The 14,822-nt window shown below is 69.6% G+C and carries 10 protein-coding genes; 1 reads left to right on the top strand and 9 read right to left on the bottom strand.

Translation table 11 applies throughout. The features are described 5' to 3' along the window. Positions 1-81 precede the first annotated feature (81 nt). Positions 82-2,301, top strand: coding sequence for a family 43 glycosylhydrolase (locus OG252_RS38275; protein ID WP_329341954.1), 2,220 nt, complete (start codon positions 82-84; stop codon positions 2,299-2,301). A 53-nt stretch (positions 2,302-2,354) separates the two neighbouring features. On the opposite strand, the gene OG252_RS38270 is transcribed toward OG252_RS38275, so the two are convergent. From OG252_RS38270 to OG252_RS38230, 9 genes are all read right to left on the bottom strand, one after another. Continuing rightward, a complete protein-coding gene (locus OG252_RS38270; RefSeq protein WP_266441703.1) occupies positions 2,355-3,470 on the bottom strand; it encodes a right-handed parallel beta-helix repeat-containing protein in 1,116 nt (371 codons plus the stop codon). A 41-nt stretch (positions 3,471-3,511) separates the two neighbouring features. Beyond that, a complete protein-coding gene (locus tag OG252_RS38265) occupies positions 3,512-4,666 on the bottom strand; it encodes a dienelactone hydrolase family protein (RefSeq protein ID WP_329341951.1) in 1,155 nt (384 codons plus the stop codon). Then, positions 4,659-5,915: a pectate lyase family protein gene (locus OG252_RS38260; protein ID WP_329341949.1), complete on the bottom strand. Its 1,257-nt coding sequence runs from the start codon at positions 5,913-5,915 to the stop codon at positions 4,659-4,661. The genes OG252_RS38265 and OG252_RS38260 overlap by 8 nt, the downstream gene beginning before the upstream one ends. 4 nt (positions 5,916-5,919) lie before the next feature. Then, positions 5,920-6,951, bottom strand: coding sequence for a pectinesterase family protein (locus OG252_RS38255; RefSeq protein WP_329341946.1), 1,032 nt, complete (start codon positions 6,949-6,951; stop codon positions 5,920-5,922). Next, on the bottom strand, positions 6,951-8,129 hold the full coding sequence (locus OG252_RS38250) for a pectinesterase family protein (protein ID WP_329341944.1): 1,179 nt from the start codon (positions 8,127-8,129) through the stop codon (positions 6,951-6,953). The genes OG252_RS38255 and OG252_RS38250 overlap by 1 nt, the downstream gene beginning before the upstream one ends. Before the next feature lie 920 nt (positions 8,130-9,049). Then, positions 9,050-10,363 carry a pectate lyase family protein gene (locus OG252_RS38245; protein WP_266441692.1) on the bottom strand — a complete coding sequence of 438 codons (1,314 nt, stop codon included), beginning with the start codon at positions 10,361-10,363 and terminating at the stop codon, positions 9,050-9,052. A gap of 31 nt (positions 10,364-10,394) precedes the next feature. Next, positions 10,395-11,192 carry a rhamnogalacturonan acetylesterase gene (locus tag OG252_RS38240; protein ID WP_266441689.1) on the bottom strand — a complete coding sequence of 266 codons (798 nt, stop codon included), beginning with the start codon at positions 11,190-11,192 and terminating at the stop codon, positions 10,395-10,397. 176 nt (positions 11,193-11,368) lie between these two features. Continuing rightward, entirely contained in the window at positions 11,369-12,718 is a 1,350-nt protein-coding gene (locus OG252_RS38235; RefSeq protein WP_266441686.1) for an ABC transporter substrate-binding protein, read from the bottom strand. A 69-nt stretch (positions 12,719-12,787) separates the two neighbouring features. Continuing rightward, positions 12,788-14,773, bottom strand: coding sequence for a pectinesterase family protein (locus OG252_RS38230; protein ID WP_266441684.1), 1,986 nt, complete (start codon positions 14,771-14,773; stop codon positions 12,788-12,790). Positions 14,774-14,822: the final 49 nt, after the last annotated feature.

Below are 14,822 nucleotides of genomic sequence, written 5' to 3'. Positions count from 1 at the left end.
ATTGACCAGCTGTCCCCCGCCGGTGACACTCCGAAGGCGAACCGACCCCACAGAAACCCCCACAGTCACACAGGATGTGTCATGCGACCCGCCAGACGCCGCACCGCCCGCACGCTCCTGGTCCCTGTTCTCGCCCTTCTCCTCTCCCTCCTCGCCGCCCCTGCCGGCACCGCGCAATCAGGAGCACCACCCGTGAAGCAGTCCAAGTACGCCGGTTACCTCTTCGCCTACTTCACCGGCGAGGGCACCGCCGACGGCGAACAGATCCGCTACGCCCTCAGCCGCGGCAACGACCCGCTGCACTGGCGGGAGCTGAACGCGGGCAAGCCGGTCCTGACGTCCACGATCGGCGAGAAGGGGCTGCGGGACCCGTTCGTGATCCGCTCCCCCGAGGGCGACAAGTTCTACATGATCGCCACCGACCTGAGGATGTACCGCAACTCCAGCGGCAGTTGGGACCAGGTCCAGCGGCACGGCAGCAAGTCGATCATGGTGTGGGAGTCCACCGACCTGGTCCACTGGACCGACCAGCGGCTGGTGAAGGTCTCCCCGGACAACGCGGGCAACACCTGGGCGCCGGAGGCCTACTGGGACGACTCGCTGAGTGAGTTCGTCGTCTTCTGGGCGTCGAAGCTGTACGCCGACGACGATCCCGACCACACGGGATCGACGTACAACAAGATGCTCTACGCGACCACCAAGGACTTCCGCACCTTCAGCGAGCCGAAGGTCTGGGACGACCCCGGCTACTCGGTCATCGACTCGACGGTCGTGAAGCACAAGGACACCTACTACCGCTACACCAAGGACGAGCGGGACCCGTCCTCCAGCTCCCCCTGCTCGAAGTTCATCACCGGGGAGAAGTCGACGAGCCTGACGGACACGTCGTACGACTTCGTCTCCGAGTGCATCGGCAGCGGCTCGATCGACCGCGGCGAGGGGCCGACGGTCTTCAAGTCCAACACCGAGAAGAAGTGGTACCTGTTCATCGACGAGTACGGCGGCCGCGGCTACGTCCCCTTCGAGACCACCGACCTCGACTCGGGGAAGTGGACGATGTCCACGAACTACCAGTTGCCCGCGAGCCCGCGGCACGGCACGGTGCTGCCCGTCACGCAGGCCGAGTACGACCGGCTCCTTGCCGCGTACCCGTCGACGCCGACGTCGGTCGTGGACGCGACGGCGACGGGCCAGAAGGGGTACGCGGTCGTGACCGAGGCCGCCTCGAAGGTCGTGCTGCCGATGGAGCCGGGCGCGGATGTGGCGCGTCTCGCCCCGCGGATCCACCTGGGTGCGGGCGCGACGCTGAGCCCGAGGTCGGGCACACGGCGGGACTTCCGCAAGCCGCAGACGTACACCGTGAGAGCCGCCGACGGCACGACCCGCACCTGGACGGTCGAGGCGGTCCGCACCGGCAGCCCGACCCTGCCCGGCCTCAACGCCGACCCGGACGTGCACTATCTGGACGGCGAGTACTGGATCTACCCGACGACGGACGGCTTCCCCGGCTGGGGCGGGACGCGGTTCAAGGCGTACTCGTCGAAGGACCTGGTCCACTGGAAGGACCACGGCGTCATCCTGGACCTCGGCCCCGACGTGGCCTGGGCGGACAAGTACGCGTGGGCGCCGGCGATCGCCGAGCGCGACGGGAAGTACTACTTCTACTTCTGCGCGGAGCAGCAGATCGGCGTGGCGGTGGCGGACTCCCCGGCCGGCCCGTTCAAGGACGCGCTCGGCAAACCCCTGGTGGCGAAGGGCGGTTCACTGAGCGGCCAGATGATCGACCCGGCGGTCTTCACGGACGACGACGGTCAGGCGTACCTGTACTGGGGCAACGGGCGCGGGTACGTGGCACCGCTGAACGACGACATGGTGTCCTTCGACGCCACGCGGGTGAAGGACATCACCCCGGACAACTTCCGCGAGGGGTCCTTCGTGATCAAGCGGAACGGCACGTACTACTTCATGTGGTCCGAGGACGACACCCGCAGCGAGAACTACCACGTCGCCTACGCGACGGGACCGTCCCCGCTCGGCCCGTGGACCAAGCAGGGGACGATCCTGTCCAAGCGTCCCGAGTACGGCATCCTCGGCACCGGCCACCACTCCGTGGTGAACGCCCCCGGCACCGACGACTGGTACGTCGTCTACCACCGGTTCGCCCTGAACGGCCCCGGCAGGCCGGGCGGCGACGGCATGCACCGCGAGACGACCATCGACCGCATGGAGTTCGCGGCCGACGGGACGATCAAGCCGGTGGTGCCGACGCTGGAGTCGATCGGGCCCGTGCGCACCGGCTGACCGCGTTTCGCTGACGCTGAAGCGGGCCGGAGGACCGGCCCGCTTCACAGTGGTCAGTTCATCGTCGCGCCGATGGTGGTCGAACCCGTCGTCAGGAAGGTCGTGGCGGGCAGGGTGCCGCTCGAACTGCGGGCGTTGTACGTGCTGCTCGCGTCCGTCGACCTGAAGGCGGGTGTCGAGATGCCGCTGTCCCAGTTGTTGCCGGAGGAGGCCACCGAGGAGCTCTTGCTCACCGAGCCGCCGCCGTTGCTCACGGCCAGGTTCTTGCCGAGCTTGGCCGCGCCGGTGGCGAAGTAGTAGCCCCACTTGGCGTTGGCGTAGGCGGTGGTGCGGTTGATGACGATCGCGCCCTTGTTGGAGTTCTCGGTGAAGCCGTTGCCGGCGTTGTCCCAGGCGGCCGAGTTGTTGATGACGTGCGCGACGACCTCGCCGTCGCCGCCCAGCTTGTAGCCGTTGCCGTCGCCCGCGAAGGCGGAGTCCGACCAGCGGTTCTTGCCGTTGCCCATGGCCCAGGTGTGCTCGACCGTGACGGGCGAGGAGAACGACCAGAAGTCCAGGCCGTCGTCGGAGTTGTTGTAGAGGCGGGCCCCGGTGATGAGGTTGCCGGAGCCGGAGCCGAACTTCACGGCGATGCCGTCGGCGTTCTCGCCGTGGGTGGCGGCGTCGTAGTGGCCGTAACTGTCGATGTTCTTCACGGTGTTGTTGACCGTGCCGTCGCCGGTCAGCGTGAAGCCGGAGTCGCCCCCGTTGATGGTCTTGATGTTGTTCCAGGTGGTGCCGGTGCAGGACTGGCAGACGACCGCGCTGTCCGGGGAGTTCTGGAAGGTCAGGTTGGAGACGTTCCAGTAGTCCGCGGTGAGCTTGAAGATCCAGCCGCCGGAGGGCAGCGAGGAACCGTCGATCTTCACCGTCTCCGAGCCGTACGCGGTGAGCGTGACCGGCGCCGACGAGGTGCCGTTGGCCGTGGACTGGAGCGTGGCCGTCGGGTAGTAGGTGCCGCCGCGGACCTGGATGACGGTGCCGGCGGTGGCGTTCTTGATGGCGTTGGACAGGTCGGTCGAGTTGCTGACGACCACGGTCGCGGCCTGAGCCTGGGTGGGGAGCAGGGCGAGGCCGGCGCCGAGGGCGAGGGCCGTGCCGAGCGTGGTGAGAGCGGTACGACGAGTCATGGAGTGCGGATCCTTTGACGTCGCTGGGATGGGGAGGGGGGTTACAGGACGCGGTCCAGCCAGGTGAAGACGTCGTCCTGCATGCGGTCGACGAAGACATGGCCGAGGTCGGGCCAGGTCTTGAGGTGCAACCGCTCCTCGGCGTGGCGCGAACGCCAGACGGCGCGCAGCTTGTCGTGGGCCACCCGGACGCCGTCGGCGGGGAAGAGGGTGTCCAGGGCGCCGCTGAAGAAGAGCATCGGCCGGGGTGCGGCGATGCCCGCCACGTCGGGGAAGTCGAGGAACCGGGGAAGCCCGGGGTGGAGCATGTAGTACGACGACTGCCCGCGCAGCGTGTTGTTGCCGGGCACCATCATTTCCTTCAGTCCGGTCATCCAGCACACGCTCGCCGCGGCGGCGATGTGGTCGCTGAGCGCTGCCGTCTGCCAGGCGCGGTAGGCGCCCATGGAGAACCCGACGGCCGCGACCCGGCGTGCGTCCACGCGGTCGAGACCGGCCAGGAAGGCGGCGGCGCGGGCGTCCTCGCGGGCCATGAGCCCGGCGAGCGAGGAGCCGAGGTTGTAGAGGTTGGAGGCGAGGGCCTGCTGCTGCTCGTAGGTGAGGGGGCCGCGGTCGCCCCAGCCGAGCGCGTCCAGGCACAGGACGACGTAGCCGCGCCGGGCCAGTTCGTCGCCGAGGAAACGTCCACTGAAGTACTTGTCCGCCCACGCCTGCGCGGAGGCGAGGCGCGTGTCGTCGTACCAGGGCCGGACGAGTTTCTCCTTCCCGATGTCGAACTTGGCTCCGTGGTCGTGGAGGACGAGGACGGCGGGGAAGGGTCCGGTGCCGTGCGGGGTGAGCAGAGTGCCGCGGACACGCTCGTACGAGGTGAGGGAGAGGGTCACCAACTCCCGCGTGTGTCCCTCGCCTTGGGGCCCTTCCATGAACTCCGGGGCGTACGGCGTCCCGTCCTGCCGGCCGACGAGGAGGTGCTCCTCGACCTTGGCGCGGGCGGCGCGGCGCCAGGCCTTGAAGTCGCGGACGGGTGACGTGCCCCAGGCGAGCGGGAAGCGCAGGCCGTCCTTCAGCGCCGGGTAGAAGTCGGGGAGGTTGCTGCCGACGAGCTCGGCGGCCTGTGCCTGGCCGGGTGTACCGCCGAGGAACGCCGCCGCGGCGGCTCCCGCGACGAACGTACGGCGACCGAACGGCTCACTCATACTGCCTCCCGGTGCCTGCGTGACGCAGGACGTGGTGCTCGACCGCGGACGGGGACCTGAGAGGCCGGTAGTCGTAGACGTCGGCGGGGTCCCAGCCGACCTCGCCGCTCAGTCCCAGGCCGCTCGCCACGGCGTCGAGGCGGGCCGGGCGGCCGTTGAACCAGGAGCCGGTGTCCCGGAAGTGCTCGCCGCCATAGTCCGCGACCGCCAGCGCCGGGTTGCCGCGCGGATACACGAAGACGTTGCGCTCGGAGAAGATCGCGGACTCCAGGCCGGCACCGAGCGCGTACAGGGTGTCGGCGGCCCGGCCCCGGTAGACGTTGTTGACGACGTGCACCTGTCCGAAGCGGACGCGGGGGCCGCGCTGCACGATGTCGGTGAAGAGGTTGCGCACGAAGGTGACCTTGAGGTGCCCGCGGTCCCGGTCGCCGCGCCCGTCGCCGGACCCGATGAGGATCGCCTTGTCATGGTCGGTGAACCGGCTGTCGGACACCGTGACGAAGTCGGAGCCGTCCTCGATGTCGAGGAGACCGTCGTGCCGCTGGACGTGCTCCCCGTGGAAGCCGAGGGGTGCCTCGCGGTCCGGGAAGCGGCCGTCGGTGAAGGTGCAGTGGTCGACCCAGATGTTCTTGCCGGTGATCACGGTCATCGCGTCGAAGCGGGCGTTCCAGCTGCCCCGCGTCCCGTCGCCCGGCGACCAGCTGGTGAAGTGGTCGACGGGCGCTTCCAGGTGCAGGTTCCGGACGATGATGTTCGTGCCCGTGTTGACGGTCAGGAAGACGCCGAGGAGCCGGGCGGTGCCGCCCACGCCGACCAGGGTGGTGTTGCTCGGCACGGTCAGCTGGACCTGCGCCTTTTCCCGGTTCGATCCGTTCTGCCTCAGCGTGCGCTGCTGCTTGCAGTAGTCGTATCGGGTGTCGGACCAGACGGCTCCGTCCTCGCCGAAGCAGGACATGTACTTCCCGAGGTCGTAGCCGGGCGCGTAGTCCTGCTCGCCGAGCAGCGAACCGTCCGCCGCCTCGTGGCCGTCGATGTCGCCGACGACCCGGATCACCTTGGGTGCGGTGGGCTCGCCCTCGTTGGCCAGGGCCTCCTTCAGCTCGGCGCGGGTGTGCACCGTCCAGGTCGTGCCGCCCGCGCCGCCGGTGGTGCCGGCGCCGGCGGAGGCCCAGCCGACAGGTGCGCGGTCGGCGGCGGAGGCCGTCGTCGGCACGAGCAGGAACGCGCAGGCCAGGAGAGCTGCTGCCACGGCCCTACGCACGGGGCCTCCAGTCGCCGAGGTAGGCCGACCTGGTGTGCTTCTCGGCCTCTGCGCCGGTCAGTTGGGGCCGGTTCTCCGGCACCGTGACGGCCGCGCCCGGGCCCGTGTTGCGGTACTCCCGGAACCGCATGGACTGCCAGGGATAGGCCTCCCGCATGTTGGTGTACGGCGCCACCGCGTCGATCCCCGGACCGATCCGGCTGTCCCGCACCACGAGGGAGGGCCAGGCGGTCGTCTCGTACGACGGCACCCACGGCCGTGCCAGCTTGTACGCCCCGTCCTCGGCCGCGGAGGTGATCCGGGAGCGGACGGCGAGGATGCCGTGCGGGTTGGCACGGGCGGTGGACGGGGCGAAGACCATGCCCTTCGGGGTGAAGGCCACGTCCCGTCGCAGCGTGCGGAAATGGCAGTCCTCGAACACCGCGGTCGCCCGGCCGAAGACGAAGTCGACGTCGCCCTCGATGTAACAGCGGTGGAAGTACTGCCGGTCGAAGACGTCCAGCGCGCTCGTCTCGACGAAGAGGGTGTCCTGATGGGCCAGGAGGCGGACGTTCTCGAAGTGGGTGCGGTCGCCGTACGTGTACGCCGCCACCGCCTGCGTTCCGGTGATCTCGGGGTGGTCGGCGCGCAGCCAGTCGTTGGCGAGGGTGAGGTCGCGGACGGTGAGACCGGGGGCCGCCGAGGTGAAGGTGGCGGAGCCCGCGGTGCCGTACGTGCCCGAACCGTCCGGCTTCTGCGTGCCGTTCGCGTTGTCGTACACGATGACGACGTCACGCGGGTCGCGGGTGGCGCCGCGCAGGGTCAACTCCGCCTTGGCGACAGGGATGTCGACGACCTCGCGATACGTGCCCGGGTGCACGACGATCGTCCGGCCGGGGCCGTCCACCGCGTCGACGGCCGCCTGGACGGAGTCGCCGGGGCGGACGTGCAGGACGCGGCGGCCGACGGCGAGGGCGGGACCGGCACCGGCACCGGCCGCCACCAGCCCCCCGGCGATCCCCGTGAGGACCGTGCGCCTGCGCATCAGCGCTCCCCCTTCCACGGCGTCCAGTCACCGAGGTAGGCCGCACGCGTCGCCGACTCGGCCTGCTCGTCGGTGAGTTGGGGACGGTTGGCGGGCGCCGTGATCTCCGCGCCCGGCCCTGTGTTGCGGTACTCGGCGAACCGCTGGTTCTGCCACGGGAAGGCGTCCGACATGTTGGTGTAGGGCGCGACCGCGTCGATGCCCGGGCCGAGCCAGGTGTTCCGCACGGTGAGCGACGGGCGGGCGGTCGTGTCCGAGCTGGGCACCCAGGGGCGGGCCAGCTTGTAGTACGCGTCCGGGGCCGCGCTGCTGATCCGGCTGCGCAGCACCAGGTGGCCGAGCGGGTTGGCGCCCGCCGTGGAGGGCGCGAAGACGAAGCCGTACGGGGCGGAGGACAGGTCGGTGCGGTTCAGGGTGCGGAAGTGGCAGTTCTCGTAGACCGCCGTGCCCCGGCCGAAGACGAAGTCGACGTCGCCCTCGACGTAGCAGTGCGCGTAGTACTGGCGGGCGAAGACGGACAGCGCGAAGGAGTCGGCGTACAGGGTGTCCTGGTGGCCGAGGAAACGGCAGTGGTGGAAGGCCGAGCGGTCGCCGAGGACCTTGATGGCGACGGCCTGGGTGCCGGTGATCTCGGGGTGGTCGGCGCGCAGCCAGTCGTTGGCGAAGGTGATCCAGCGGGCGGTGAAGCCGTCGGTGCGGATCAGGGTGGTGGCGGAGCCGGTGGTGCCGTAGGTGCCGGAGCCGTCGGGCTTCTTCGTGCCGGCCGCGTTGTCGTAGACGATGACGACGTCGCGCGGGTTCTCGCTCGCACCGATCCAGGTCATCTCGGCGGCGGCCTCGGTGCGCTGCCCGGTGGCGGGGTCGACGACCCCGGCGGACACGGTCTCGCGGTACACGCCGGGCGCGATGACCAGGGTGTGTCCGGCGGTGGTGGCTGCTCTCACGGCGGCCTGGACGGTGGTGTGGTCGCCGCGGCCTTGCCCGTCGACGTACAGCGTCTTCGGGGTGAGGCGGGCGGCCGGTGACCCGTACCGGCCGAACGGGCGGGACCGGGCGGGCGCCTCGGCGGGCGCGGCCTCGGCGGGCAGGGCGGCCAGCCCGAGCGCGGCGCCCGCTCCGGCGCTCGCCATCAGGAAACCCCTTCTGGACAGGGGCAGTTGGAGGTGGGGAGAGGGCATGCGGGGGCTCCTTGGATGTGCGGCTCGGCAGGGTGGTTCGGTGCGGTGCGGTGCGGTGCGGTGCTTCCTCACGTGGGGGCGTGCGGGGGCCGGGGCGGGCGCCCCCTGATCGAGGTGCGGTGCGGTCCCGCCCCGGCCGGCCCGGCGGGTGACCTCGGCGCGGACGGCCGGCGCCAAGATCCCGACACGCGTCGGCGCAGACCGCTACGCCACTCCGCGGTGCGTCGGCGCAACCGACCGGCGCCCGCCCGGTGGTCGACCGCGCGGTGCGGCCCCGGCCCCGCCCGGCCCGGCGAGTGGCCTCGCCGCAGCCAGCTGGTGCCCCGCGCGATGGGCGCCCGCGCGGTGCGGTGCCGACCCCGGCCGGCCGGCGGGCGGCCTCGGCGCGGACGGCCGAAGCTACGACCGTCCGGCGTGCGCCGCTCCGGTGCGCATCAGCGCAGCCAGCCGACGCCCCGCGCGTTGGTCGCCCGCCCGGCACGGCCCCGGCCCCGCCCGGCCCGGCGGGTGACCTCGGCGCAGACGGCCAGCGCCAAGATCCCGACACGCGTCGGCGCAGACCGCTACGCCACTCCGCGGTGCGTCGGCGCAACCGACCGGCGCCCGCCCGGTGGTCACCCGCCCGGTGCGGCCCCGGCCCCGCCCGGCGAGTGGCCTCGGCGCAGCCAGCTGGCACTCCGCGCGATGGGCGCCCGCGCGGTGCGGTGCCGACCCCGGCCGGCCGACGGGCGGCCTCGGCGCGGACGGCCGAAGCTACGACCGTCCGGCGTGCGCCGCTCCGGTGCGCATCAGCGCAGCCAGCCGACGCCCCGCGCGTTGGTCGCCCGCTCGGTGCGGCCCCGGCCCCGCCCGGCCCGGCGGGTGTCTCGGCGCGGACGGTCGGCGCTACGACCGTCCGGCGTGCGCCGCTCCGGTGTGCGTCAGCCCAGCCGGCCGGCGCCCGCGCGGTGGTCGACGATCCCCGGGACCGCCCTGGGGGAGTCGACCTTGGTGCGCAGGGTCGGTGTCCAGCCCGCGCCGGACCGCAGGGTCTCGGCGGGGATCTCCGCGTTGTGGACGGCGATCAGGTCGGTGAGCTTGCCGTTGACGTGGTTGTTCTCGGCGGTCAGTGGCGAGTCGTTCCACTTCTTCAGGGCCTTGCCGACGCTGGTGCCGGCCGGCAGCGAGATCGCGTTGTGGGTGGCGTGGAGCTGTGAGGAGATGCCGACGCCGAAGATGTAGTAGTCGGACTTCTGTTCCTCGGACACCACGTAGTGGTTGTTGTAGACGTCGACCTGTCCGAACCGCACACGCGGGGAGCGCTGCAGGATCCCGTCGAAGAGGTTGTGGTGCATGGTGACCTTGAGCTTGCCGGAGTCGAGGGCGGCGGTGCTGTCGCTGTTGCCGATCAGCATGTTCTTGTCGTGGTCCTGGAAGCGGTTCCAGGACACGGTCACGTGGTTGGAGCCGCGCACGATGTCCGTCAGCCCGTCGTGCTGCTGGAAGACCTTGCCGAAGTAGGACGGCCGCTCGCTGTCGGGGTAGCGCCCGTCGGTGAACGTGTTGTGGTCGATCCACACGTGGTCGGTGCCGTAGACGACCACGGCGTCGTACTCGGAGTTCCAGTTGCCGGTGTTGTTGTCGTCGGTCGGGTCCCACTTCGGGAAGCAGTCGAGCGGGGCCTCGACGGTGAGGTTGCGCAGGATGACGTTCGAGACCCCCTTGATCTGGAGGCTGCCGCCGAGAATGCCGGAGTTCCTGCCGACGCCGACGATGGTGGTGTTGCTGGGCACGTTGGCCTTGATGGCCGTGTCCTGGTTGGCGGCGGACGCGACCCGCGCGTCCTCCTGCGGACCGCTGGCCACCTCGTCGTTGCCCCAGACGGCCGGGTCGTAGTCCTTCAGGTACTGCTGGAGGTCGTAGCCGCCGGTGGTGAAGGCCTCGCAGCCCTCCGAGACGGCGTCGATCATCCCCTTCACCTTGATGATCTTGGGTGCGGTGCCGCCGGCCTTCAGGGCGGCCTTGAACTCCGCCCAACTGCTGACGGTGTAGACGTGCTCGGCGTCCGCGGCCGAACCGCCGGTCGTCCCCGCCCCCTCGGAGCCCCAGCCGTCGTTCGCCCCGAGGACCTGGCGGCCGAGGTCACGGGACCCGGCCTGGGCGGTGGTGCCGGTGACACCGAGGACGAGCGCGGTGCAGCCGATCAGCACGACGGCCTTCGTGGTGACATGCCCATGCCATACACGTGTGTTCATGGTGCGGCTCTCTTTTCTGAGGTCGGGGTGGTTACGCGGTGGCCGTCGGCCAGGTGATCCAGGACTCCGGGATCTCCGCGTCGAGCCGGCGCGCGTCCTGGGGCGCCAGCACCCGGTGGTGCAGCAGCTCGGCGGCGACCAGCCGGGCCACCGCGATCGCGCCCGGCGGGTTGAAGTGCGTGTTGTCCTGCTCGGTGGCGGTCCAGTTGAAGTACTTCTTCGTCTCCTCGACGCCGAGCTTCTGCCACAGCGCGAGCGACAGGGCCTGGAGATCGAGCAGCGCCACGCGCTCCTCCTCGGCGAGCGCACGCATCGCCGCCGGATAGTCGCCGTGACTCGGCACGGCGTTGCCGCTCGCGTCGAACCTGCGACGCTCGACGGCCGTGGCGAGCACGGGCCGGGCACCTCGGGCCCGGGCACCCTCGATGTACAGGCGCAGATAGTCCTGGTACGTCGTCCAGGGCTCGGTGTAACGCGTGGGGTCCGTGGTCTTCTCGTCGTTGTGCGCGAACTGGACGAGCAGGAAGTCCCCGGGCCGGATCGCGGAGAGAATGACGTCGAGACGTCCCTCGTCGACGAAGCTCTTCGAACTGCGCCCGTTCACCGCGTGATTGGCGACGGGCCGATCCTTGTGCAGGAAGAACGGAAGCGCCATGCCCCACCCGGTCTCGGGGGCGGCGTCCGAGTATTTCTGGGCGGCGGTGGAATCACCGGCGATATAGAGCGTCCGGGTACGGCGACCCGAGGCCTGCGCGGTACCGGTCGTGGCAAGAGCGAGAGGAGCGGCGGCAAGGGCCGCGGTGGTGACCTGTCTGCGGGTGAGCGACACGACGATGTGCCTTTCTCGACGGTCTTACGAAATGGCGGTGCCTTTCAAAATGGGGGGTACGCCCCGCGCCCCTTTCAGGGGCGCGGGGGCTGTGCCCTATATGCGGCTACCGCCGCGTGGGCGCGACCAGCCACGAACAACCCGCAGCCGGCCGCAATACCGAACCAGCCGAGCTCTTAGCCCTTCTGCTCGTTCCACTCCGCCTGAGCCGTGTTCAACTGCTCAGCCAGCGTGTCCAGGAAGTCCTTCTCACTCATCTTCCCGAGCAGCACCTTCTGGAAGTTCGGCTCGTTGTCCGACTTCGAGATCGTGCCCCAGTCAGGCAGGTAGTACGGCAGCTGGACAATGGTCGTGGAATCGTCACTCAGCGCCTCGGCCGCCAGCTTCGTGGGCTCGGCCTTCTGAACCCACGCGTCCTTCGCGGCGTCGTTGTTCGCCGGCACCTGACCGGCCGACTCGTTGAACTTCGAGTTCTCCGCGTGCGAGGTGGCGAACTCGATGAACTTCCAGGCGGCCTCCTTGTTCTTGGAGGTCTTGAACAGCCCGAGCCCGTCAACGGGGTTGGACACCTGGACCCGCTTGCCGGAAGGCCCGATCGGCTGCGGAATACCGCGGAACTTGTCGGTCCCGAACGCCTTCACGTGGTCCTGGTAGGAGCCCAGGTTGTGGTTCAGCATTCCGATCGTGCCGGAATCCCACTGGGCGACCATCTTGGTGAAGTCGTTGTTGAGGTCGGCGGCCGGAGTGGTCTTCTTGAAGAGGGCCGTGTACTTCTCCAGCGCCGCCACGTTCTTCGGGTCGTTGACCGTGGTCTTCTCCCCGCTCGCGTCCCAGAAGGACGTGATGCCGGACTGCCCGTACATCGCGTCCAGCGCCTGGGCGATGGAGCCGGCGCCACCGCGGATGGTGTAGCCGAACTCGTTCTTGCCCGCGTTGGTGAGCTTGTCCGCGGCCTCGTAGAACGTGTCCCAGGTGGTCGGCGCCTCCAGCCCCGCCTTGTCGAACAGGTCGGTGCGGTAGTAGAGGACACCGTTGTTGGCGGAGGTCGGGATCGAGTACAGGGTGCCGTCACCGCCGCCGGCCGCCTTCAGCGACTTGACCATGTCCTCGTTGAGCTTGCCGTTGAGGGAGGACTTGGCGAGACGGTCGTCCAGCGGGTCCAGCGCGTTCTGCGCGGAGATCGCCGCGATCATGGCCGCGCCGACACCGCCGACGTCCGGCAGCCCGCCGCCCTGGATGGCGGTGTCGACCTTGGACTGGTACTCGGTGGAGGCGATTCCGACGTACTCGACGTCGATGTCCGGGTTCGCCTTCTCGAAGTCGGCGATGATCTCCTTCCAGATGTCGGTGCGGACACCGCCGTTGTTGTCCCAGAAGAGGACCTTGCCCTTGCCGCTGCCCTCGGCGCCCTTGTCACCGCCGGCGCCGCCGCCGTCGTCACCACAGGCGGTGGCGGTCAGCGCGAGCACGGAGCCCAGGGCGACGGCTATGGCCGCGCGCCTGCTTCTACGGATGCTGATCTTCATTGGTCGGCTCTCTTCTTCTGGATCCAGCGGAGATGTGAAGTTGTGGGGGTCAGTGGTCACCGTGTGAGGTCAGCGGCGGGCGTGCGGAGCCCAGTCGTCCGTGCCCTTGAGGTAGTGCGCGACGGTGTGCGTCTTCGCGTCGGCGTCGCTCATCTGCGGCCGGTCCGCGGTGACTTCCGCTCCCGGCCCGTAGGTCCGGTACTCGGCGAACCGGGCGTCCTTCCAGGAGAACCCGCTCATGTCGGTCCACGGCGAGGCCTTGATCGCGGCGGGCAACTCGGTGTCACGGAACAGCACTTGGGCGACGGCGTTCGGTTCCCCGCCCGGGTGCCAGGGCCGGCCGAGATGGAAGCTGCCGGCGGGCGCGTCACTCACGACCTTCGACTTCGTGATCAGGAACCCGTACGGGTTGCCCGTCCATGTCGAAGCCGCCGTGATGTAGCCGTTGTTGGTGGCGGAGCCCCGGCTGAGCGCCTTGATGACGGACCGCTCGATCACGGTGGTCGCGCGTCCGTAGACGAAGTCGACATCGCCCTCGATGTACGAGTCGCGGATGTAGACGCGGCTGATCACGTCCAGCTTGGGGCTGTCGGTCATCAGGGTGTCCTGGTTGCCCAGGAAGGCGGTGTCCTCGAAGACGATCCGGTCGCCGGTCGTCTTCATGGCGAGGGCCTGCTCGCCGCTGAGCTCGTGCGCGGCCTCGTCGAAGTCGTTGCTGAAGGTGAGGTTGCGGGCCGTGACGTCGTTCGCGGCGATCCGTACGGTCGCGCTCCCGGTGGAGCCGCCGTACGCGGCGGGCGTGTCGTAGACGATGACGGCGTCGGACCGGTCCTGTCCAGTCCCCTGCAACACGATGTTCGGCTTCGTCGCGGGGACGAAGACCTTCGCCCGGTACGTGCCCGGCGCGATGGCGATCGTCACCGGCACGGCGTTGCCGTCGGGCACGGCGTCGACGGCGGCCTGCACGGTCGGGTAGTCGGCCGGGACGTGAAGGGTGGTGCCGATGCGCTTCTGCGGCCCGGAGAAACGCTCGACCAGAGCCGGCACGGCGGCAGCCGGATCCAGCCGGTAGTCGTAGAACTCCCGTGGATCGAAGGCGGCGCCCCACTCGTCGGTCCGTCCGGTCGTGTTCCGCAGGATCGACCCGCGCTCGACCAACTCGGCGGTGGCGTCCGCCTGGTAGGGGTGCTGGACGTCACGGTAGTAGCTGTTCTCGATGACCATCCTGGTCCGGCCGCGCGACCAGTTGCCGTACGTCCACACGGGGTCGCCCGGATCCACCTGTGCCGTCAGGTAGTTGTTGTACAGGTGCGCGTAGGCGGCGTTGTCCACGGACGGGTTGCGCTGCTTGGTGTGGGCGAACAGGTTGTGGTCGATCGTGATCTGCGTCTTGACGTTGGTCGTCCAGCCGAGCCCGAACGTCTTGTTGTTGTTCTCGAACCGGTTGTACGAGACGGTCACGTACTCGCTGTCCTTGCGGACGTCCAGCTGCCCGTCGCAGATGTTCGAGAAGCGGTTGTGATCGACCCACACGTGATGGACGGTGTCCATCTGGATGCCGTCGAAGTCGGTGTCCTTGCAGTCCCAGTTGCCCTCGACCGCCGAGTCACGGATCGTCAGGTTCCGGATGATGACGTTGCTCGTGCCGGGGTTCAGATGGAGTTCCCCGTGGACGATCTCACCCGTGTCGCCGACACCGATGATCGTCTTGTTCGAGGTCACGACGATGTCCGAGCCGAACGGCTCGACGGCTATCGCCCCGGACACCCTGATGACGTACGGCTCTTCGGCCGCCGCGTACCTCGCCAGCGAGGCCTGGTCGGTGACGGTCACCACCTTGCCGCCCGCCCCGCCGGTCGTGCCGCCGGCGAGGGAGGCGAAACCGTGGGCCCGGTCGGTGAAGCGGTCGGCCGGCACCGAAGCGGCCGAGGACGGGGCCGCGGCCTTCGCCTCGCCGACCGCCCCGAGAGACAGGGCGGCCACCAGACCGATCACGGCGGCCACGACTCTGCCGTGACCCGGTCTCGGCAAGCGCTTGCTACGGAGGTGCGTCATTGCGGCTCCCAACAGGCGTTCTACGTGCGATCAACAGACGTACGCGAGC

Source organism: Streptomyces sp. NBC_01352, from assembly GCF_036237295.1.
In the GTDB taxonomy this organism is placed as follows: domain Bacteria; phylum Actinomycetota; class Actinomycetes; order Streptomycetales; family Streptomycetaceae; genus Streptomyces; species Streptomyces plumbiresistens.
The sequence above is the reverse complement of the archived record's forward strand: the minus strand, read 5'-3'. Positions and strand labels throughout refer to the sequence as shown.

Coding starts and splice junctions, on each gene's coding strand:
- OG252_RS38230 (WP_266441684.1), bottom strand. CDS start 14,773: ATGACGCACCTCCGTAGCAAGCGCTTGCCGAGACCGGGTCACGGCAGA.
- OG252_RS38250 (WP_329341944.1), bottom strand. CDS start 8,129: ATGCCCTCTCCCCACCTCCAACTGCCCCTGTCCAGAAGGGGTTTCCTG.
- OG252_RS38235 (WP_266441686.1), bottom strand. CDS start 12,718: ATGAAGATCAGCATCCGTAGAAGCAGGCGCGCGGCCATAGCCGTCGCC.
- OG252_RS38255 (WP_329341946.1), bottom strand. CDS start 6,951: ATGCGCAGGCGCACGGTCCTCACGGGGATCGCCGGGGGGCTGGTGGCG.
- OG252_RS38275 (WP_329341954.1), top strand. CDS start 82: ATGCGACCCGCCAGACGCCGCACCGCCCGCACGCTCCTGGTCCCTGTT.
- OG252_RS38265 (WP_329341951.1), bottom strand. CDS start 4,666: ATGAGTGAGCCGTTCGGTCGCCGTACGTTCGTCGCGGGAGCCGCCGCG.
- OG252_RS38245 (WP_266441692.1), bottom strand. CDS start 10,363: ATGAACACACGTGTATGGCATGGGCATGTCACCACGAAGGCCGTCGTG.
- OG252_RS38270 (WP_266441703.1), bottom strand. CDS start 3,470: ATGACTCGTCGTACCGCTCTCACCACGCTCGGCACGGCCCTCGCCCTC.